This is a genomic window from Pseudofrankia coriaricola (assembly GCF_001854805.1).
GTDB lineage: Bacteria > Actinomycetota > Actinomycetes > Frankiales > Frankiaceae > Pseudofrankia.
Window position 1 is genome coordinate 50,455 of the sequence record NZ_MBLO01000254.1, and the last position, 20,806, is coordinate 71,260.

17 protein-coding genes, 1 tRNA gene and 1 pseudogene are annotated in these 20,806 nt (G+C 70.4%); 5 read left to right on the forward strand and 14 right to left on the reverse strand.

The window, feature by feature from the left end:
• The first annotated feature begins 168 nt into the window (after positions 1 to 168).
• Entirely contained in the window at positions 169 to 1,053 is an 885-nt protein-coding gene (locus BCD48_RS36890; RefSeq protein ID WP_071053057.1) for an alpha/beta fold hydrolase, read from the forward strand.
• A 303-nt stretch (positions 1,054 to 1,356) separates the two neighbouring features.
• Here the strand turns inward: BCD48_RS36890 and BCD48_RS36895 are convergent, their stop codons facing one another.
• The 7 genes from BCD48_RS36895 to BCD48_RS36925 all read right to left on the reverse strand — a co-directional run bounded on the left by BCD48_RS36895 (position 1,357) and on the right by BCD48_RS36925 (position 10,439).
• On the reverse strand, positions 1,357 to 2,265 hold the full coding sequence (locus BCD48_RS36895; protein WP_071053031.1) for an alpha/beta fold hydrolase: 909 nt from the start codon (positions 2,263 to 2,265) through the stop codon (positions 1,357 to 1,359).
• A 71-nt stretch (positions 2,266 to 2,336) separates the two neighbouring features.
• The gene (locus BCD48_RS36900; RefSeq protein WP_083419772.1) at positions 2,337 to 3,629 is read right to left on the reverse strand and encodes a DUF427 domain-containing protein; all 1,293 of its coding nucleotides are present in this window, start codon (positions 3,627 to 3,629) and stop codon (positions 2,337 to 2,339) included.
• A gap of 367 nt (positions 3,630 to 3,996) precedes the next feature.
• Positions 3,997 to 5,118 carry a LacI family DNA-binding transcriptional regulator gene (locus BCD48_RS36905; protein WP_116271791.1) on the reverse strand — a complete coding sequence of 374 codons (1,122 nt, stop codon included), beginning with the start codon at positions 5,116 to 5,118 and terminating at the stop codon, positions 3,997 to 3,999.
• Complete coding sequence (locus BCD48_RS36910; protein ID WP_083419762.1) at positions 5,115 to 6,557, reverse strand: GH1 family beta-glucosidase; 1,443 nt, start codon at positions 6,555 to 6,557, stop codon at positions 5,115 to 5,117. Before BCD48_RS36910 ends, BCD48_RS36905 begins: the two co-directional genes overlap by 4 nt.
• A complete protein-coding gene (locus BCD48_RS36915; protein ID WP_116271792.1) occupies positions 6,554 to 7,483 on the reverse strand; it encodes a carbohydrate ABC transporter permease in 930 nt (309 codons plus the stop codon). Before BCD48_RS36915 ends, BCD48_RS36910 begins: the two co-directional genes overlap by 4 nt.
• Positions 7,480 to 8,691, reverse strand: a complete 1,212-nt coding sequence (locus BCD48_RS36920; protein ID WP_083419763.1) for a carbohydrate ABC transporter permease — start codon at positions 8,689 to 8,691, stop codon at positions 7,480 to 7,482. Before BCD48_RS36920 ends, BCD48_RS36915 begins: the two co-directional genes overlap by 4 nt.
• Before the next feature lie 446 nt (positions 8,692 to 9,137).
• Positions 9,138 to 10,439, reverse strand: a complete 1,302-nt coding sequence (locus tag BCD48_RS36925; protein WP_198543550.1) for an extracellular solute-binding protein — start codon at positions 10,437 to 10,439, stop codon at positions 9,138 to 9,140.
• A 572-nt stretch (positions 10,440 to 11,011) separates the two neighbouring features.
• Here BCD48_RS36925 and BCD48_RS36930 point away from each other — a divergent pair.
• Entirely contained in the window at positions 11,012 to 12,247 is a 1,236-nt protein-coding gene (locus BCD48_RS36930) for an ABC transporter ATP-binding protein (protein ID WP_071053034.1), read from the forward strand.
• Between the two features lie 123 nt (positions 12,248 to 12,370).
• Here the strand turns inward: BCD48_RS36930 and BCD48_RS54445 are convergent, their stop codons facing one another.
• The 4 genes and pseudogenes from BCD48_RS54445 to BCD48_RS36945 all read right to left on the reverse strand — a co-directional run bounded on the left by BCD48_RS54445 (position 12,371) and on the right by BCD48_RS36945 (position 16,338).
• The gene (locus BCD48_RS54445) at positions 12,371 to 12,922 is read right to left on the reverse strand and encodes a hypothetical protein (protein ID WP_071053035.1); all 552 of its coding nucleotides are present in this window, start codon (positions 12,920 to 12,922) and stop codon (positions 12,371 to 12,373) included.
• A 345-nt stretch (positions 12,923 to 13,267) separates the two neighbouring features.
• A pseudogene (locus tag BCD48_RS56975) lies at positions 13,268 to 13,348 on the reverse strand (DUF3618 domain-containing protein); the annotation flags it as partial.
• A complete protein-coding gene (locus BCD48_RS36940) occupies positions 13,324 to 13,737 on the reverse strand; it encodes a phage holin family protein (protein WP_071053061.1) in 414 nt (137 codons plus the stop codon). The pseudogene BCD48_RS56975 and the gene BCD48_RS36940, both read right to left, overlap by 25 nt.
• Before the next feature lie 891 nt (positions 13,738 to 14,628).
• Complete coding sequence (locus BCD48_RS36945) at positions 14,629 to 16,338, reverse strand: DUF4407 domain-containing protein (protein ID WP_241842292.1); 1,710 nt, start codon at positions 16,336 to 16,338, stop codon at positions 14,629 to 14,631.
• Positions 16,339 to 16,553: 215 nt separating this feature from the next.
• Between BCD48_RS36945 and BCD48_RS36950 the strand changes: the two genes are divergently transcribed.
• Positions 16,554 to 16,988, forward strand: coding sequence for an SRPBCC family protein (locus BCD48_RS36950; protein WP_071053036.1), 435 nt, complete (start codon positions 16,554 to 16,556; stop codon positions 16,986 to 16,988).
• An 83-nt stretch (positions 16,989 to 17,071) separates the two neighbouring features.
• On the opposite strand, the gene BCD48_RS36955 is transcribed toward BCD48_RS36950, so the two are convergent.
• Together BCD48_RS36955 and BCD48_RS36960 are read right to left on the reverse strand one after the other, a co-directional pair.
• Positions 17,072 to 17,848 (reverse strand): peptidoglycan-binding protein, encoded by a 777-nt coding sequence (locus BCD48_RS36955; RefSeq protein ID WP_071053037.1) that lies wholly within the window; start codon positions 17,846 to 17,848, stop codon positions 17,072 to 17,074.
• A gap of 295 nt (positions 17,849 to 18,143) precedes the next feature.
• Positions 18,144 to 19,100, reverse strand: a complete 957-nt coding sequence (locus tag BCD48_RS36960; RefSeq protein WP_071053038.1) for a hypothetical protein — start codon at positions 19,098 to 19,100, stop codon at positions 18,144 to 18,146.
• A gap of 408 nt (positions 19,101 to 19,508) precedes the next feature.
• Here BCD48_RS36960 and BCD48_RS36965 point away from each other — a divergent pair.
• A tRNA-Lys gene (locus BCD48_RS36965) sits at positions 19,509 to 19,581 on the forward strand.
• Positions 19,582 to 19,586: 5 nt separating this feature from the next.
• On the opposite strand, the gene BCD48_RS52695 is transcribed toward BCD48_RS36965, so the two are convergent.
• Entirely contained in the window at positions 19,587 to 19,958 is a 372-nt protein-coding gene (locus BCD48_RS52695) for a hypothetical protein (RefSeq protein ID WP_198543551.1), read from the reverse strand.
• Positions 19,959 to 20,183: 225 nt separating this feature from the next.
• Between BCD48_RS52695 and BCD48_RS36975 the strand changes: the two genes are divergently transcribed.
• Entirely contained in the window at positions 20,184 to 20,801 is a 618-nt protein-coding gene (locus BCD48_RS36975; RefSeq protein WP_071053040.1) for a SigE family RNA polymerase sigma factor, read from the forward strand.
• Positions 20,802 to 20,806 lie beyond the last annotated feature (5 nt).

Genomic DNA, 20,806 nt, shown 5'->3' on the forward strand with positions numbered 1-20,806 from the left:
ACGGAACCGCGGGCGATATCGGCTGGTCGTCCCGCGGCCGCGCGAGGCTTCACCATGATCGCGTGGTCGCGGGACGGCGACGATTCCGCGGGCACTGTGGAGCACCGACCACCGCGCTTGGACCACACCAAGCGGGCAGCCGACGAGCCGAATGGCGGACAGCGGGAGATGGACGAGGAAGCACCGTTCTGGTTCGACCATGCGCTGGACGACCGGCCGGAGCACTTCGAGGTCGAGGTCGAAGGCGCGCGGATCAGTTACCGGTGCTGGGGCGTGCCGGACCTGCCGGCAATCGTGCTCGTGCACGGTGGTGCCGCGCACGCCGGCTGGTGGGACCACATCGCTCCGCTGATCCCGGACGAGTACCGGGTGGTCGCGCTGGACCTCTCCGGGCACGGTGACAGCGATCGTCGCGACGACTACACGCTGTCCACGTGGGCCGCCGAGGTGGTCGGCGTGATCGACGACGCCGGCATCGCCTCGCCGCCGATCGTCATCGGGCACAGCATGGGCGGCTGGGTCTCGATCACGACCGCCGCGGAGCATCCCGACCGGGTCGCCGGCATCGTGCTGATCGACTCCCCCGTCAGCGAGTACACCCCGGAGGAACGGGCGGCCCGCGACCGGACCGCGTTCGGCCCGCTGCGGGTCTACGCGACCGTGTCGGAGGCGCTGGCCCGGTTCCGGACCGTCCCGCAGCAGACGCACACCCTGCCGTATGTGATCGAGCACATCGCCCGGAACTCGATCGGCTCGGTCGAGGGTGGCTGGACCTGGAAGTTCGACCCGAACGTGTTCGGCAACCGGACACCGGCGCCCGAGGTACTGCACAAGGTGCACTGCCGGGTTGCCCTGTTCCGGGCCGAGAACGGCCTGGTCACGCACGACATCGGCGGTGAGATGTACAACCTGCTGGGCCGGGTCGCGCCGGTGATCGAGATCCCGCTCGCCGGCCACCACGTCATGCTCGACCAGCCGCTGCTGCTGGTCACCGGCATCCGAACGATCCTCGCCGACTGGGAGCACTCCTCCCCCCAGGAACGCACCGACTAGTGCGGTCCCGTGTCGGACGCTCCGCGCCCCAGACCTCCCTGATCGCTTCGCGATCCGGCAGGGACCCCGACCGGGCGCCGCCTGGTCGGGCGCGGAGCGCCCTTCCCGCGTGGTTCCAGGTCCAGGTATATGACGGCGGCTGGGCTGGTTCCGGGCTGACGAGGTGGTTGCGTTGGCGCCAGCGCTGAGGCGCGGTCACCATCTGTGGTTGGGTTTCGCGCATTGCTCGCCAGCACGAAGTCATACCTGCCGCGCGGCTCGACGCCGAAACCCCTGAGTGTCCCGGTCGGATGCGGGCGTGTGTCACGTCAGGGTTTCGGCGGCCCAGGCGCTGAGGGTGGGGGCGAGGAGGGGCCAGCGGATGAACAGGCTGCCGGCGGTCGCCATCTCGGCCTGGCGCTCGAGGTACTCGCGGTCACCCCACGGCGGCTCGACGAGGCGCGCGCCCGGCAGCAGGCCGGCCACCGCCTCGGACGTGGCGCGGGGATGGAACGGGTCGCTCGCGCCGCCACGGAAGACCAGCGCTGGGGCCTTGATCGCGCGAGCTGCGTCGTCGGACAGGCCAGGGATCCGCTCGTCGGGCCGGGGGCAGTATGCCAACATCCAGCGCTGCAGGGTGGCGACGAACCGGTCACGGTCCGCGTCGAGGATCCGCTGGCGGTTGTCCGGGTTGGCGGCGATGGTGCCGGCCCAGTCGGGCAGGTCGGCGACGGCGGCCATGTCCCGCGTCCAGGCGGTGGTGATGCTGGCGGTGTAGTAGACGTTGCCGAGAATCATCAGGCCCATCGGGCCGCCGCTGATCCACCAGAGCGCGAGGCCGGCGGCCACCTCGGGATGACGCGCCGCGGTGAGCAGCGAGACGCGGGTGCCGACCGTCGCTCCGATGAGCACCGCCGGGCCGAGGTCGAGATGGGTGAGCAGCGCGGCCAGGGTATCGGCGTGCATCTCGGGCTCGCTCGGCCCCTCGAAGCAGACGTCCGACTCGCCGCAGTTGGGCCGGTCCCAGATCAGCACCCGGTCGTTATGGACCGCCAGCGCCTCGGCGAGCTCCCGCACCCCCGGGGTCTCCTTGGTGAAGCGGCCGCCGGTAGTAATCACCCACAGCCGGCCCTCGTCCTCGCGGTCGCCGACGCCCTCGCCGTCGCCGTCGCCGTCACCGTCACCGACGAGCTCGTAGGCGATCCGCAGCCCGTTGACCCGCGCGTATGCCACTGCCACCTCTTCGAGAACGTTTCGCCGGTCCGAGACCGTCACCCAGCCAGGCTCTCAGCCCCGCGAACGGCTCAGATCGCTGTTCGGTCGTCCAGTCGCCGTCCGGCGGCAATGCCGCGGGCCGTGGCATCGACCGAGAACGACGCGACCAGCGCACCGTCCTCGGCGTACACCCGGCACTCCGAATGGGTCATGCCATCACCGGCGAACGTCGAGTGGTGGTGGTAACGCATCCACCGGTCCGCCCGGATCTCGGCGTGCAGCGAGAGGCCGATCGCGTTGATGCCCATGGACAGGGTGCGATGCGCCTGGTCCTGGCCGATCCCGGCATGCGGACGTAGCGCGGCGGCGATGGAGATGTGCCCGGCAAACTGCGCCAGCAGGCCGGCGTGCAGCGCCGGGTCCGCCGGAACCTCACGGAAGCGGACCCAGGTGTCGATGACCGGCGGTCCGACCGGGGCGGCTGAGTCGTTGTTGTACGCCGCGCCGACCATGCGCAGGTCCCGCCCGGTGACCGACATGTCGTAGGGCTCGCTGTCGTACGGGCCGGCGCAGGGTGGTGCCGGGGCCTCGTGCCGAACGATGTCAGGCGCGGTGACGTCGAGGAACAGCGTGCCGCTGGCCCGGCGCTTTCCGTCCTGGCTCACCTGGACGCCCAGCGTGCTGAACGTCCGTCCTGAGCTGAGCTCCTCGAGCTCGAACTCCAGCGGGAGGTTGGCGTCGGCTACTCGGTAGACGACCAGATGCGCCGACACGACGCGCCGCCCGCCGGTGTGCCGCATCGCGGCGACGACCGCCTGGCCAAGGATCTGGCTGGCCTCGACGACGGCGCGCCCATGGTTGGGCCGGATGACACTGACATAGCGGCCTTCGCCGGCTGCCCGCACGTCCATGATGTCGATCAGATCGGCGGCGTCGCCCCAGGTGGGGAACCGCTTGATGGTGGCGTTCCGGGGGTCCTCGCCGGCCACCATGTCGACCAGCTCGACACGCACCCGGTCATGGTCGAATGCCGCGAGATCCGCTAGCCAGTCGAGTCCCGAAGCAGGCTCGGTGAAGCTCCACAGCACGTCGCGACCGTCGACCAGGCCGTCGTCCGTGCCTTCCTCCGGGGCATGCCACTCGGCGACCGGGGCCGCGGCCTTGCCGTCGAGGGTCCACAGCTCGCCGGAGCCCTTGACCGGGCAGGTCACCCGGCGGCCCTCGTTCTGGAAAAGGTCGAGCCGCACGTCCGCGCGGGGGAAGTACAGCGTCGGCCCCTGCCCCGGCTCGCGGACCCGCACCGCCGCCACCGATTCGGCGACCAGCCGGTCCCCCCACCACGCCCTGGCCCGATACGGACACGGGGAGTGTTCAACGGTCAACCCCGCACCCGGTTCGGCCGCGATTGTCACTGGCTGCACGATCCGGAGCGTAATACTCCCATGCCGCACACGCCCGTTCTCGCCGGGCGGCAGGACCCTGGAGGAATTGGATACGATACGTGGTCAAGCGCACACGGCTGTACGGGCCGCTGAGGCCCGAAAAACGGCTCCCCGGTAGTCGGACATGGGTCCGCCACGCCGCCGCGGTGGTGCTGCCTCGTCGCCAGGACCACCGAAGGGCGGACCGTGGCAGATCAGCCTGCCTATAGGCTTGCTCATCCAACACACATTGATGGCAGTGCCGCGAAGTGTGTCAACTCAGCCTGTCTATTGACAGGCTGAGTTGACACACTTCGATGTTCGCCGGTCAGGCGGAGTCGCGGGTGACCAGCGAGGTGGGGAGGATGATCTCGGTCGGCTCGGTGAACGGGTCCGTGATCCGCGCCAGCAACAGCCGGACCATCTCCTGGCCCATCAGCTCCACCGGCTGGCGGACGGTGGTGAGCGGCGGGTCGGCATAGGCGGCGAACGCCGCGTCGTCGAAGCCGACCACGGCGACGTCGTCGGGGACACGTCGGCCGGCCTCCCGCAGCGTGCGCAGCGCGCCCATGGCCATCAGGTCGGAGGCCGCGAACAGGGCGTCGATGTCCGGGTGGTCGGCAAGCAGCCGGGCAGCCGCCCGCTGCCCGCTTTCCTCGGTGAAGTCACCGACCGCGACCCGCCCCGCGGATACCTCGTCGCCGGCCTGGCGGACCGCCTCTGTGAAGCCGCGCAGCCGGTCGATGCCCACGCTCATGTCCGGCGGGCCGGCGATCGTCGCGAGTCTGCGCCGGCCGGCGCCGAGCAGGTAGCGCGCCGCGTCGCGGGCGCCGCCGACGTTGTCCGCGTCGACGTAGTCGACCGGGTTGCCGGCGAGCAGGCGGCCCGCCATCACCAGCGGTACCCCGGCGGCGGTGATGGCGTTCGGCATGATGTCGTCACCGTGCAGGGAGATCAGCAGCACGCCGTCGACGTGGCCGTTGCCGACGTAGCGCAGCGCTCGGTCGCGCTGCGCCTCGCCCTGTGCCTGCAGTAAGACGAGCTGGAACTCGGTGGGGCTGAGCGCCTGGTTCACGCCGCGCAGCACACTGGCGAAGAACGGGTCGGCGAAGACCGTGTCCGGGCGCTCGTGCACGATCAGCACGAGCGTGTCCGTCCGGCGTGTTACCAGGCTGCGGGCGGCTCGATTTGGCACGTAGCCCAGTTGGGCGATCGCCTCGTTGACGGCCGCCTGCGCCTCCGCCGACACCCGCGAGGACCCGTTCACCACCCGAGAGACGGTCGCCCGGGAGACCCCGGCCAGCTCGGCGACCTCCTCGAGGGTGGGTGCGCGACGCTGCGCCGCCGCCATGGTCCCTCCCGGGATCTCGCCCGGATCGGCCAGGCCCGGGGTACCTCCCAGCTGGAGGGTCCGCTGGGAGGTACCGGGCTGAGCGTCGGCAGCAGTCACAGGGTTCCGTTCGCGGCGCGGTGCTCTCGGATGAGGCGGGAGTACCAGAGCGCGCTGGTCTTCGGGGTGCGGACGAGGGTGTCGAAGTCGACGTGGATAACGCCGAACCTCATCTTGTACCCCTCAGCCCATTCGTAGTTGTCCAACAGCGACCACACGAAGTATCCCCGCATGTCAACCCCGTCCTGGATAACCTCGCGCACCGCGTCGAGGTGCAGCGCGACGTACCGGAGCCGGCCCGGGTCGGGCACGCTCCCGTCAGGAGCGGGTTCGTCCAGGTAGGCTGCGCCGTTCTCGTGCATGTACCAGGGGGTGCCCGGGTAGTCGGCGGCGAGCCGGCGCAGCAGCGCGGCGAAGCTGCGCGGCCGGATCGGCCAGTCCAGCGCGGTCACGTCCTCGGTGGACTTGACCCGCGTGAGGTTGTCGGCCGCGACGAAGGGCATCGGCGTCGGGTCCGGGTCGGGGCCGGAGACGACGATGTGCGGGGAGTAGTAGTTGACCCCAACCCAGTCGATGGGCGCCGCGATCCGTGCCAGGTCACCGTCCGCGATCGGCAGCTCGGCGCCGGCCTTGGCGAAGTCGGCGACGACGTCCGGCGGGTACGAGCCGCGCAGCAGCGGGTCGAGCCAGAGCCGGATCGACTGGCCGTCGACGAGGCGGACCGCGTCGCGCGCCGCCGGCGAGTCCTCGGGAGACTCCACCGGGATGAGGTTGAGCGTGATCCCGATGTCGGACACGCCGCGGGCCCGCAACGCCTCGACGCCGAGCGCGTGCGCGAGGAGCAGGTGGTGCACGGAGCGGACGGCCGCATGGGCGCTCTGCACACCGGGCGCGTGCCGGCCGGTGAGGTGGCCCTCGAACGCCGAGCACCACGGCTCGTTGAGCGTCGACCAGTGCTTCACCCGGTCACCAAGGGCGGTCGCGACATGGTCGGCGTACTCGGCGAACCGGTAGGCCGTCTCCCTGTTGGCCCAGCCGCCCAGGTCCTGCAGCGGCTGCGGCAGGTCCCAGTGGTAGAGGGTCAGCCAGGGGTCGATCCCGGAGCCGAGCAGCTCGTCGACGAGCCGGTCGTAGAAGGCGAGCCCCGCCGGGTTCACCGGGCCGGATCCGGTCGGAACGACGCGCGGCCAGGCCACCGAGAACCGGTAGGCGCCGAGGCCGAGCTCGGCCATCAGCGCCACGTCCTCGCGGTACCGGTGGTAATGGCCGACGGCGAGGTCACCGCTCTCCCCGTCGCGCGTCTTGCCGCGGGTGCGCGCGAACGTGTCCCAGATGCATGGGCCGCGGCCGTCCTCGCCCGTCGCGCCCTCGATCTGGTACGACGAGGTGGCCGCGCCCCAGACGAAGTCCCCGGGCAGGCCGCCGGCGATCCGCGCCGTCAGCTCGTCGGTCTCGGGCAGACCGGTCGCGCCGGTGGCCGAAGCGGTGCTGATAGTCATCCCTTGACCGCGCCTTCCATGATTCCACTGATGATCTGACGGCCGAACACTGCGAAGATCAAAAGAACGGGCAGGGTGCCGAGCGCCGTGCCGGCCAGGACGAGGGTGTTGTCGCGGTAGTAGCCGGCGGACAGCGTGCTGAGCGCGACCTGCACGGTGGGGTTCTGCGGCGACAGGACGATGAGCGGCCACATGAAGTCGTTCCACGCCTGCATGAAGGTCAGCAGGCCGAGCACCGCCATCGCGGGGCGCAGCCCGGGCAGGACCACGTGCCAGTAGAGGCCGAACGTGGAGCACCCGTCCATGCGGCCCGCCTCGAGCAGCTCGTCGGGGATGGCCTGCTCGGTGTACTGCCGCATGAACACCACGCCGAACGCGGTCACCGCCGTCGGCGCGATCACCGCGATGAGGTGGTTCGCCCAGCCGAACTTCTGCATCTCGATGTAGAGCGGGATGATTCCGAGCTGGACGGGCACCATCATCGTGGCGATCACGATGGCGAGCAGCGCGCCCCGGCCGCGGAACCGCAGCTTGGCGAACGCGAACCCGGCTAGCGAGCAGAAGAACAGCGTGCACAGGGTGATCGAGCCGGCGACGACCAGCGAGTTGATCAGCGCCTTCTCGAACTCCACGGTGTCGAAGACCCGGCGGGCGTTCTCGAAGAAATGGCCGCCGGGGAGGAGCGGCGGCGGCGTCTGCCCGACGACGTCGTTCGTCCGCGAGGGGATCATGAAGGTCCAGTAGACCGGGAACGCCGAGAGCAGGACGACGACGATGAGGAACGGGTAGCGCCATAGCCCTCGGCGCTCATCCTCGGAGGCGGGCCCGGGCGCGGGCCGCCTCAGCCGGCGCCAGCCGCCGGAGCGGGGCGGGGCCTGCGGGGAGGCCGTGTCAGCGTCGCCGGCCTTGTCGATCGTGACGCTCATGAGGACCCTCCCGGCGTGCTGTCGTCATTCGCGCTTGCCGGGGCTGGGGCCGGGGCCGGGGAGGCGGCGGCCTCGGCGGGCCGACCGGCAGCTTGACCAGCGGGCCGGGCGGCAGCCTGACCGGTGGCCCGTCCGGCGGATCCGCCGGACGAGGGACGGCGTGGGCCACGGTGCCCGAGGCGACGGGTGCCCGGACCTCCCCGACTGGCTCCGCCGATCAAGGAGGAACCCCGGATCCGGGCGCCGCCGCGGGTGAGGAAGTACGCGAACGCCGCGAGGATCACCGTCAGGAGGAACATCAGCCAGGCGACGGCCGAGCCGTAGCCGAAGTGCCGCAGCCGGAAGCCCTCCTCGTAGAGGAACAGCGCGAGTGTCTGGAACTGGCGGTCGGTGCCGCCGCTGACGCTTCCCGGCGAGATGTCGAACAGCAGGGGCTCGGTGAACAGCTGGATCTGCCCGATGAGCGAGACGAGCGCCGTGAAGGCGATCGTCGGACGCAGCGCCGGTAACGTCACGTGCCAGAGCTGCCGCCACGTGCCGGCTCCGTCGATCGCCGCGGCCTCGAACTGCTCCTTCGGGATGGCCTGCATGGCGGCCAGGTAGATCAGCGCGTTGTAGCCCGTCCACCGCCAGACCACCATCATCGCGATGGCGATCTTCGATGACCACTCGCCGGCCTGCCAGTTGACGTTGTCGATGCCGACCAGGCCAAGTAGCCAGTTGAACAGGCCGAAGTCGCGGCTGAAGAGCTGGCCGAACACAATCGTCACCGCGACGATCGACGTGATGTTGGGCAGTAGAACGCCCATCCGGAACAACATCCGGCCGCGCAGCCGAGCATTGAGGATGTGCGCCAGGATCAGCGCGAGCGCCAGCTGCGGCACGGTGCACAGCAGCATCAGCTCGAACGTGTTCTTGACGGCGTTCCAGAAGAACTCGTCGTGCAGCAGGTCGGTGTAGTTGCGCAGCCCGATCATCTTCGCGTCGTTGGGCCGCAGCAGGTCACGGTCGGTCAGCGACACCCAGAACGTGTAGGCCATCGGGAAGAGCCCGAACACGAAGAAGATCATGAAGAACGGCGCGACGAAACCGTAGGGCGCCGTCACGCCGGTCACCCGCCGGACCGCGGACCGGACCGCCCTCGGCCGGCGCGTCGGCCTTGGTGGCGGGGCGTCCAGCCCGGACGCCGGAGGTGCTGTGATGGTCACCGAATCTCCTCCCACCCGATCGCAGGGCTGGCTGGTGGTCATGGGCTGGGTCGGTGGCGGTTTCGCCAATCCGGCAGGAACCCCGGATGGCGAGCCTCGTGCGCGCCAGCCCGGCCCGGGTCAGGGGGACTGGATACTCGCGCGGCCCGCGCCCCACGAGACCCGGGCCGCGCACGGGTCTTCGCAGGGACTTCGCCGACGTGCGGCGACCTTTCCCGCTCTCTGGACGGCGGCCCAGGAGGGCAACGGCTGCCCGGGGCCCGAGGGACGGGGAGCCCATCCCGGGGGCCGCGGCCCCGGGCAGCCGGTCTGGGGGTCGCGCCACGCCGCTGGCGACGGCGCGGCGCGACCTTCCGGAGGATCAACCATCAGGGCCGGCGTTGATCAGGGCCGGCGTTTCGCTGGCGCCCGGTCCAGGTCCAGGTCAGGTCAGCGGGCTGACCAGGTCAGCGGGCTGCCCGCTGGGCCTCGGCCAGGGCGTCCTTCCAGGCGGTGTCCGGGTCGGCCTTGCCCTGCTCGACGAGCTGGATGCCGTGTTCCTCGATCGCCTGCCGGATCGCACCGTGCTTCGGGCCCTGGTACTGGGGGACCAGCTTGAGGGCCGACTCACCGAAGATCTTGCCGGTCGGCGCGTTGTTGAAGAACGGGTCGGTGAAGCCCTGCACCGTCGGGTCGTTGACGGCTCCGATGGTGGACGGCATGTTGCCGACCGTCTTGAAGACCTTCACCTGGTTCTCGGGCTTGGTCAGGAAGTCCATCAGCTCGTAGGCGAGCTTCTGGTTCTTGCTCTGCGCCGGGATCACCAGCCAGGAGCCGCCCCAGTTGCCGCTGCCGCCGGGAACCGTGGCGACGTTCCACAGGCCCTTGGTCTCCGGCGCGTTGGTCTTGATGTAGCCGGCCATCCAGGCCGGGCAGGTCAGGGTGGCGAACTTGCCCTGCTTCATGGCCGTCGTCCAGTCGTCCGCGAACGGGACCAGCTTGGCGGACTCGCCGTCACCGATGGCCTTCATCACGTTGTCCCAGGCCGTCTTGATGGCCGGGTTGGTGTCGACCACGAGGTCTTCCGTGCCCGGCTTGTAGTAGGCCGTGCTCTGCTGGAACATCTGCGCGTTGTAGAGGTTCTGGCCGGCGTCGAAGAAGGAGGCGCCGGTGTTGGCGTCGCGGAACTTCGTGCCGGTCGCGAAGAACTGGTCCCAGCTCGGCCACAGCGCGCTCACCGCGGCCGGGTCGGTCGGGAGGCCGGCCTTCTGGAACAGGTCGGTGCGGTAGCACATCGCCAGGCCGCCGACGTCGGTGCCGAGGCCGAGCTGCTTGGTGCCGTCAGGCGACAGGAAGGCGTTCCACTTGGCCTCCGGGTAGTCGGCCTTCCGGCTGGTCGCGCCGAGGTCGAGCAGGTTCGCGAACAGCTCGGGCTCGGCCTTGAACTGGGCGACGAAGCCTTCGTCGACACCCTCGATGTCGGCCGCGCCGGAGCCCGCCGCGAGGTGATTGACCAGGGCGTTGTGGTGGTCGTTGTACTCCGAGACCGATTCGACGATCTTGACGCCAGGGTGACTGGCCTCGAAGGCCGCGTAGAGGCCTGCCTCCTTGTAGCCGAAAACGCCGAACGTGTTGATGTGGAGCGTGGTCGTGCCGTTGCCGCCCCCACCTCCCTTGTCGTCACTCCCACCACACGCTGCCGCCGTTAACGCGGTGGCCAGGGCCACCGCCCCGGCCACAGCCGCGAAGCGGCCACGATGTGCCCTCATGAAGCCCTCCCTCTGGCTTCCACGCTCACTGCACTGATCGCGTGTGAGCGCTCTCATGGCTTCGAAACTGTGATGCGCCGTTGCGTCGCTGTCAAGGGTCAGTTGCTCTGAGGTTTCAAAGGCACGTAGCGAGAGATGATCGATACTCTCAGTGATATTCAATCGGTCCGCGAGACCAGCGAGCCCCGGGCGCCGCCGGAACCCAGGCGGATCTCAGGCGACCGGACCCCGCATTCGCGGCCGTTTCACCAGCTCGCATCCGAGATGAAGTTCCTGGTCAGCCAACCGGCCACCGCGGCGCTACCCCACCGACCACCGCGGCGCCACCCGGCCGGTTTCCCGCCCTCCGTCCACAGGACGCGCGCCGGGGCTGGACGTGACCCGGCGCACCATGCAACCCTGAATCACGCGACGCCCCGCCTTGGAAGTCCAGGGACTCCCTCCCCCGTACGTCCAGCCGAGGCGGCCAACCCGTATTGCCGACCCTCAGTCACCTCCGGTGGCCTGCCGGGTCCGGCAAGGGACGGCCGCGGGCCGCCGCACCCGCCATGGTGGAAGGGAAGAGGGAGCCCATGTCCACGATCGAGCTCTGCGACGTCACGCTGGCCTACGACGTCCGGCCGGTTCTAGACCACATCAACCTGACCGTCGAGGACGGCGAGTTCCTCGTCCTCGTCGGGCCATCCGGCAGCGGCAAGACGACCGCGCTGCGCATCGTCGCCGGACTGCTCCGACCAACCTCGGGCCAGGTACTCGTAGGCGGACGGGACGTCACGAAGGTCCCGCCGGCCGACCGCGACCTCGCGATGGTCTTCCAGAGCTACGCGCTGTATCCGCATATGACGGTGCGCAACAACATGGCGTTCGGGCTCCGGCTCGCCGGTGTCCACCGCAAGGAGCGCAACGAGCGGGTGGAGCGGGCGGCCGAGATTCTGGGCATCACCGATCTGCTCGACCGGCGGCCGAAGGCCCTGTCCGGCGGCCAGCGACAGCGGGTCGCGATGGGGCGCGCGATCGTTCGCGAGCCGCGGGCCTTCCTCATGGACGAGCCGCTGTCGAACCTCGACGCGAAGCTGCGCACCCAGGTCCGCGCCCAGATCGCCCGGATCCAGCGCACGCTCGGGGTCACGACCCTCTACGTCACGCATGACCAGATCGAGGCCATGACCATGGCCGACCGCATCGCGGTCCTGCACGACGGCAGGCTCCAGCAGCTCGGCACCCCCGAAGACCTGTTCTCCCGCCCGGCCAATGTCTTCGTCGCGGCGTTCATCGGCAGCCCGCCCACCAACCTCATCCCCGGCACCCTGACGACCGAGGACGGCCAGACCGCGCTGCGGGTCGGCGGCCAGACGCTGGTCCTGCCCGCGAGCATCGCCACCGCGGTCGCCGCCTCCAGCACCCCGGACATCCTGGTCGGTGTGCGGCCGCACGATGTCGAGATCAAGCCGCCGGACGGCCCGGCGCTCGGTCTCCAGGTCGATATCGACCTCGTCGAGCGGCTCGGCACTGAGACCCTCGCGCACGGGGAGATGGTCACGGGCTCGGTCAGCGGTGCCGCCGCCCAGGCCGCGCACGCACTGATCGCGGCCGACGACGAGCTGCCCACCGACCCGGAGAAGCATCGGTTCACCGCGGCGCTCGACCCGCACACCCCGGTCACCTCCGGTGGCCGGCTGCCGTTCTACGTCGCGGCCGAGCGCCTGCACCTGTTCGACGCCGAGACCGGCACGACGCTGCGCACCGCCACCCAGTCGCTGGCTACCGCGGCCGCCGCGGCCGCCGCGGCCGCCGGGGCCGCGGCCTGAGCGGACGGACAGACGGACATCCGCGGTTCCGCCTGCTGCCCTGAGCAGGCGGAACCGCCGTCCGTCTCCCTCGCTGCCTGGCTACTCCGCCTGGCTACTGATTACGAAGGCGTCGTGGTCTGGTTACGAAGGCCGTCGTGACCGCCGTGGCTCGGTCGCCTTCCGCGAAGCCATACTGACGGCGCGGGCTGGAATATCCGGCCGCCCGTAGGGACGGTTGCTGTCCGCGGCGGCGCGCAGCATTGTCTCGCGACGGCCGGCGTGCCGCACCAGCCGGGCGCCGACGGCGGCCATCGCGACGGACGCGCCGGCCAGGCCGATCTCGCGGCCGTGCCCAGGCTTGGCGATCTCGCCGGCCTCGCGCGAGGTCGCGTACCCGGTACCGGCATGCTCGCGGGGCCGACGCTCGAGTGCCGGATCCCTGAACGGCTCGTCCGGAGCGTGTCCCGCCGTCGGGGTCATGCGCTCGGTCACCTCGTGGCCCGCGCGCGATCCGCCGGCGGGCGCGCCCCGGTAGGCCGACCCAGCCGCGTGAGGCTCCCCGGTCCCAGAGGCATAGGCACCCTGACCAGCCCCGGCATAGCCGTACGCACCGCGTTCGGGCGTGGCCGCCGGATCACCGTGGGCGAATGCCTCCGCCGGATACGGCTCGTAGTCCGGTGACCCCACCGTCACAGCGCCGTCCGTGCGCTGTATCCGCTCGTGCTGGCCAGCGCGCCGGCGGTGCCATAGAAAACGACCGTGGCTCTCGTTTTTGCCCGCTTTCTTGCCCTCTTCACGGGGGTGCCGAGTCCCTCGGGTTTCCCACTGACCGCGATTGTCCGCGTCGGCAAGCCGGGCACCTGCCGCGCCTGCCTCGCCATTACCCGTGTGGCCCTCGCCGAGGTGGCCGCTACCGCGCAAGGTCAGCCGTTGCCTCATCCCGGCGGTACCGGAGCCTGCTTTCGCCCGGATAGACGCAGCCGCGTCCCGCGCGCCGTGGATCTTGCGACCAGCGACCCGGCCCGGACTGTACCGGTCGGTCAGCTCGTCGATCTCGGCGCTGATCCGGTCCCGAGTCTCTTCGATCTCGGACCTTATTTCCTCAGGCCGCTCGCCCACCGTACGTCCTCCTTCAGCGTCTCAACGGTCTGGGTCGGCGCTGGATGCACCTTCTTGACCGTTCGCTTGGCGACGAGACCGAGCACCGCCGCCGAGAGCAGCAGAATGGCGGCGACAATCAGTGCCGCCCAGCCGAGCGCCATCACCTCTGACAGGCCGAACATCGCGGCCAGCAGCAGGAACAGCACCGCGAAGACCGCGGCTCCGGCAGCGCCGCCGAACATTCCGGCGCCCTTGCCCGCTCGGCTCGCCGACTGGCGGACCTCCACCTTGGCGAGTTCCACTTCCTTACGGATGAGCGTCGACATGTCGGCCGCGACCCCGGAGACAAGCTGTCCCGCCGACGGACGGGCCCCATCCACTCGCGCGTATGCGGAGCGCTCGGCCATCGGTACGGCCGCCGACGAGCGCGGCGTCGTCTGTGGGGAAGCCGCCGCTGCGGCCGTAGTAGCGGTCGCGGTCGCGGCAGGCGTCGCGGCCCTGGCGGGCGCCGGAGTCACAACGGCCGTCGCGCCCTCCGGGCTCCTGGCTGACGCCCGGACGCTCTCCGGCATCTCACCGACCGGCCTGATGATCGGCTCACCGGCAGGCGGGCCGCCGGCGCTGGTCCCGGTCACCGCGGACGCCTGGGAGACGGACCGCGCTGACACGCGAGACGCTTCCGGATATGTGTCGGGGAACGGCTTACGGTACGAATCCCCGCCCCGGCGCTCGTCGCGCGCTCGCTGGTCGTCACGGACGCGGTCATCGCGGAAGGTGTCATGGCCCTTCCGCCTGGATCCGGCCGCCCGGTCCGTCGCCTCCGGATAGACCTCGGTGTCGTCGATGTACTCGCCCCTACCAGCTTTAGTACCAGTACCCGGCGCACGGCCGCGCGCCGGCTCGGCGGGGTACGGTTCGTCGGCTTGGAGGCGGCCTGAGCTGCCCCGATGGGGCTCTGGGCCTAAGCCCGCCAGATCCGAGTCCGCCGGGTAGGGCTCGTCCACCGGCCCCGTCCGCTCGGTGGGACGGCGACGCGTCGTGGCCGCGCGCCCGGACAGGTCCATCGGGCTGTTCCCTCGAGGCGAGCCGGCAGGATCGAAGTTCCCGGCCGGCTCGGGCTTGTCCGTTCTCGCCGCCGCCTTGATCCCCGTACCCAGGTCCTCGCTGTACGGGTGCTCCTCAAGATCAGGAGGCACCGTCCCAGTCGATTTCGACCGTTGCGACCTCGTCATGCTGCCTCCCTGCGTCTGAGTAGCTCGAGGAGACGGGCGCGTGGTCGATGCCCGGCAGGCGAGGAGTTAAGCCTCTCCCGCGTCTTCCGCATCGTGCCTGCGACGTGACGCGGGGACCCCTGGCGGCCCGGGCGAGCCGGCGTCGTCCGTACTAGTCGTTTCCGTCGGCACGGCCGCGGGCGGGCTCGCCGGTGGGGCCGCCGGCGACGGGACGGTGGCCGGGAGCCGGTGTGCCCGGCGCAGGTCGGCGGCCTGGCGCTCATGCCCGAGCCACCGTTCCTCGCGTCGGAGCGAGGCTTCGGCGGTGTCGTCGTCCAGCGACGTGGCCAGCCGCAGTTCCTCGCGAGCGAGCGCGTACTCCTCGTAGCGGGCGGCCATGTGCTCGGCCACGTCGCCGGCCCGGCCGCGGCGCGCCCTCGCATTGCGGTTCAGCTGGTACGCGTCGACGAACTCGTTGGTTTCGCCTCCCCAGAGAGCAGCGCGTTCCGCCCGGGCATACGACGTTCGGTCGAGGCTGCGCTTGAACAACAGCGGAGCGAGGTCGATACCGAGAATCAACAGGCTGAGCAGCACACGCCACGCCTTGACCGAGTTGTCGTCGGCCGTCAGTCGCCAGAAGCCCTTCTCCCGCATGAGCAGGTCGTTCGAGCCCCGGATCTGGGTCCACTGGGCGTCGGCGTACTGGGCGCGGCGCTGATCACGGCTCGTCCGGAACGCGTCCAGCCGCGTCTGGGCGGCGTCACGCTCCGTGCGCAGCTTCGGCACCTGCGCCGCCGCGGCCCGCAGTTCGCCGAGCTTCACCTGATAGACCGGCCCACGGCCGCCGAGGCACCCGTCGCCGCCGGTGAGCTGGCAGTTCACCTCGCCGGTCTTGGAAGTGACCAGGTTCTCGGCCGCCGTCAGCTGTGCGCGCCGGTCGGCGAGGTCCGCCGTGAGCCGTGCCTCGGCCGTGTGCTGACTCTCGTCCCAGGCGGCGAGGACACCGGACAGCTCTTCCTGGCGCAGCTCGGCCACCCGAGGCTCGATCGACGAATCGAAGAACCGCAGCAACAGCGACTCGCCGACCAGGATCGCGCCGCAGACCGCGATAAAGACCCTTATCGCCCCGGTCGGCAACCAGCGGCGCGGGCGAATGTCCTCCTTGTCCCCCTTTCCCTTCACCCGTAGCGGCCGAATTGTGAGCAGCACCGAACGGTCGATGAAGAAGATGAATGCCGCGTAGAACAGCCCATACGGCAACGCCGCCAGCGTCGAGGTGCCAAAGCCGAATGCGGCGACGGAGGCGCCCGCATAGGCCGCGAGCGCCGCGGTCAGCAGCATCAGCGCGCCGGCGCTGGTGAATCGGGACCGGTCCCGCTCAGTGACCGCCCGGTGGTCGGCACCGGTGCAACCGATCAGCAGGTTCGCGGCCGTCCGCCGGACGCTCGCTCGTGGGCGCCGCGGCGCGCGGGAGGCCGTCGGCTCGGCCAGGCCCGAATCGAACGCCGGGCCGTCCGCCTCGCGGCGCCGGTCTGGCTCGTAACGTTTGGTTACGAAAGAATCCGTCGCCGGACGATTGGCCTCTTGCCGGCTTGCCTCGTAAAGACCGTCTTCCTGATTTGCCCCGTAAAGAGCATCTTCCTGGTCTGCCGCATAAAGACCGTCTTCATAGTGACCGTCTTCGTACCGGTCCGTCTCATGTCGGCCGGCCTCGCCGTCGTGGCCCGACGGTACGCGCGAGCCGGAGGCGCCATCGACGAGCTCACCGCCGCGCAGCCGCTCGCCGCCGGAGTCCATGCCGGCACCATAGCCGTCACCGTCACGCTCCGCATTCATCATTGGACGCCGCGGTAGCGGCGGTGGCCGAGGATGCCCGCCGGCTGGGCGACGCCCCGAGCGGCTCGTTAACGTCTGCGACAAGAGCGGGGTCTGCCACGGTGCGCATCCGCGTGGCCAACGGCATCGATGCTCCCTCGCCGCACGGCGCCGGGGCTGGACGGAGGACGGGACAGATGGGGCAGATCAACGTCGTGGCGGAGCGTTCTCTCGACGCCGCGCCCGGTCGCGTGCTCGAGCTGGTGTCCGACTATGTGGAGGCGCGCCCCCAGCTGTGGCCGGCGAACATCACCGACTACCAGGTGCTGGCCGGCGGCAAGGGCCCCGGTACCCGGATCGCGTACCGGCTGCACGCGACCAAGAAGCGGATCCGTGATGTCGCCGCCGAGGTGACGGCGCCGGACGAGCAGACGCTGGTCGAGGCTGACCAGAACTCCACGCTGCGGACGGTCTGGCGGGTGCTTCCCCAGGATGCCGGTAGCCGCGTCACGGTGACGACGACCTGGACGGGCGCGGGCGGCGTCGGCGGGTTCTTCGAGCGGATCTTCGCGCCGATCGGCGTCCGCAAACTGTGGACCGCCGTCCTCGACAACCTCGCCGCCCGCGTCTGACTCCCGGAACGGGCCTTGGCGCGCGAGGCGCTCCTTGGCCCGCGAGGCGCTCCTTCGCCCGGCGAGGCGCTCCTTCGCCCGGCCTACCAGACGCGAGCGAGGACGTTGGTGACGTAGCCGTTCATCCGGTCGAGCTTGGGCTTGTCGTCGGGATTGCTTGCCGACAGCTTGCCCTGGGCCCAGTCGGCCGCCCAGGTCGGCACGTTGTGCGCGGCGATCACGTAGATCCAGTTCTTGGCCCACCGGTCCGAGTCGATCCGGTCACGCATCGCGTGTGCAGTGGAGTCGAGCGCCCAGTACGGGTCCAGCGCGTTGTCTTTGGTGATGCCGGGCAGAGTGGTGTTCCACTGGCACAGGCCGAAGTCGGAGTTCGTGTAGTAGCCGATAGCGCCCGGGTCCCAGTTGCTCTCGATCGTCGTGATCCCGCGCAGCAGTCCGCGAGGAACGGTGTACTTCAGCGCGTAGCGGTCCGCGATCGGCATGAACAGGGCGTACGACGTCTCCTTGTGGACCAGTCCGAGCGGACTGCGCTCGCTGGCCGGGATGTACATGTCTCGGTTGATCGTGGGCTGCTTCTGCTGCTGGAATGCGATCAGCGCGTTGCGGGTCGTCGAGGTGAACTTCCCGTCGGTGGGGATCGGCGTCTTGGTTGCCTGGTGCCAGTTCAACGCCCGCTGAATCGCCTTCACGCCGGCCCTGACCGCCGCGATGTCATCGGCGGCGCTGCCTTCGGGGGCCTGCTCGCCGGCGCCGATGCCGTAGTAGGCCCCGAACCCGTCACCCGCCGCGTTGATCGTTCCGCCCCGGCCGTCCGATGGCCAGCCCCCCCGGCCGACACGCACTTTCTCGGGTGTCGTCACGCTCGCCCCTAGTCCCTCGTCCTCACCGCCCGGCCAGCAGCCGGGTCTCCGCGGCAAGGTTAGGGGCGGCTCGGGCCCTTCGTGCCCAAATGCGTGAATCAGCCGGCGACAGAGGCGAGAGGTCGACGACTGGTCGACACGACAAACAGGCGCGGTCCCTGTCGGAGCGGCTTCACCGCTCCGACAGGGACCGCTGGGAACCATGGCCACTGCCATTAGTGACCGATGGGGTCCTAATCCGGCCTGGTAGTGGCGCTTGGGGCCGTCTCAGACGACCCCGCCCGCCCTATGGCCGTCAGTCCTGGTGCCGACCACCGATACCGTGCCGGGCAAGGGTCCGGCCGATCTTCCCGCCGAATCCCTCATGCGGCGCCTCATGACGGCCACGCGCGGCATCGTCGGCCTGGGCGGAGTCGCTCGGGTAGACGTCATGCTCGCTGGTCGTCTGGCCCTCGCGCCGCGTCCCGCCTTCGACCCGGTCCGTCCGGACGCTCTCGGCGCGGTCGGACGGGGCGGTGCGGGCAGAGTCGCTCGGGTACACGTCCCGATCCACGGTCTGATCCGCCCGGTCGGCTCGCCGGCTACGACCAGTGCGCCCGGTCGAGGCCGCGGCGTCACGCTCATCGCGGTCCGCGCGCCCCGTCCGCGCCGGCTCCGGCTCCCGCTCCGGCTGCCGCGCCCGGCCGCCACCGCCGAAGAACCGGCCGCCGCCCTGGGCCTCACGCGCGAGCATCCTGCGCTGCGCGCGCATCTGGGCATGCTCGATGTCGCGGAGGCTGCGCACGCTGAGTCGACCCTGCGCGGTCGACGACAGGTACAGCATCGCGGCGCCGAGCGCGTAGAAGAACAGCAGCCAGGTCGCGGCCTGCCGGCCGGTGCTGCCCATCGGAGTGCCCAGATTGCCCAGGTGCCACGGCGTGGCCAGGGTCGGACCGATGACGAACCAGGCGCCGGCCGCGATCGCCAGCCACGCGCCGAGCATCGTCGTTCCTCGGTTCGCACTGACCGCCAGCATCAGTCCACCGACGAAGGCGGCGATGCCGGGCAACACCTCGAGCCAGAACCGCGCCGACGTCCAACTCCAGGTCTGAGTCCCGCCGAACCCGAAGTCGAAGGCGGGTCCGATGAAGGGGATGAGGGCGCCCCACGCGCCTAGTACCATCAGCAGCAGACCTGCGACGGCGCCGCGGCTTCGTGGGATCCGCCAGCTCCCTCTGGCACGGTTGAATCCGGTATCTCCGGTGAGGCTCATCGGTCGGCTCCCTCCACATCAGTTCAGCCGGGTCGGTGCCCAAAATCCCGGCTACTAACCGGATCCGCCCGAACAGGTAGCCCGACTTGCACCCAGAGTGTCGGAAATGTTCACGGATGGTAGCTGGCCGGCGTGGTAGCCGGCCGCGCTTCCCGCGGACGGCCCTTGATCCAGCCACTTCCGATCCGGAACGGCCCCCCGAGGACATCACCAGCACGCGTCTCGGCGCGCCCGTCGATCACCGGCCTGGACGGGACGAGCCGGCCACCGCGCCGAAGATCGCCCCCGCCCGGCGAAGACCAGCGAGAGAAGGTCCGTCTCCTGGCAGCCGGCCAGCCCACCCTCCGCCCGACCTGAGCGCACACGAAGCCACCAGCACCCCGGCCTGTCCGGGTACGATCAGTCGGCGGGCCGTTAGCTCAATTGGCAGAGCAGCCGGCTTTTAACCGGCGAGTTCAGGGTTCGAGTCCCTGACGGCCCACCCGCTCACAGGCCTCTGACCTGCATGGTTCCCGGGGCGCCTTGCGTCACTTCGTCGCCGGTGATCGATGTGGGCACGCGGGACCGCGTTCCTGATCTTTTCGGCCGCGCGCTGCCCGGCTGGGCGCGGCAGTCGAGCCCTTCCCATGCCGCGCCGCGGGCTTCCCTGCGCCGCAGGCCGTGCAGCGCGATCAGTTTGTACAGGGCGCTCAGCCGGTCGCCGGCCGCCTCGCCGAGGGAGCTGACCTGCTGGCCCCGGCGCGCGACCACATGCGTTCGGCACCGCCCCGCTCGGCAGCTCCCCGCCGTCGGCGATAACACCCGCTCACCGAAGGACAGCACGGCGTAGGCGTTCCCGACGACGCCCGGGTGTGTCAACGCGGGGTCCTCGAGACAGGGGCCTCGGGACGCGATCTCCGCCGGTCGCCGACCTCGCCCGCAGCGGCCTATCGACGGCTGCGGCGGGTGCGCCGCGTACGTCCGCCAGATCGGTTTGATCATCACGCGCACCTCGCGCTTCTCGACAGCCTCCAGGACGCTCATCGAAAGCCGGCCTGAATGCGTCAGAACAGGAGCATTTCTGTCATCTCGAGGAGGCGAGGGGTGCACGCAGATGAGGAACAGGACTTCGAGAAGTTCGTCGCCACAGTCGGCGACCGGCTCCTGATGAGCGCGATTCTTCTGGTCGGCGGCGACCGAGCCGCGGCCGAGGACCTCGTCCAGGGTGCCTTTGAGCGGACCTACCTACGTTGGGCCCGCATCACCGACGGCCATCAGGAGGCCTACCTGCGCCGCGCGCTGGTCAACGGTGCGACCAGCCGTTGGCGACGGCTGCGCGTCCGTGTCATCGAGGTGCCGTTGCATGACGACGGGCCCTGGACTCTCGACGTCGCAGCACCCGCCGTCGACCACGCCGACCAGCTCACCCAACGTGCCAGCCTCATCCGGGCACTGGCCACCCTGCCACCCCGGCAACGCGCCGTCGTCGTGCTCCGCTACGTCGAGGACCTATCCGAAGTCGACGTCGCCGCCGCGCTGGGCTGCTCTGTCGGCTCGGTCCGCTCCCAGGCGTCGCGCGGCCTGGCCCGGCTGCGCGACAGCGAACACCTCCGCGCCCTCGGCCGGCACCCGGCCCGCTCGGACATCCTGACCAACGAGACCCGCCGCCAGCCCACGCCATGGTTCGCGGCGGCCCCCCAAGCCGAGGGAGACCAGCGGTGACCCTC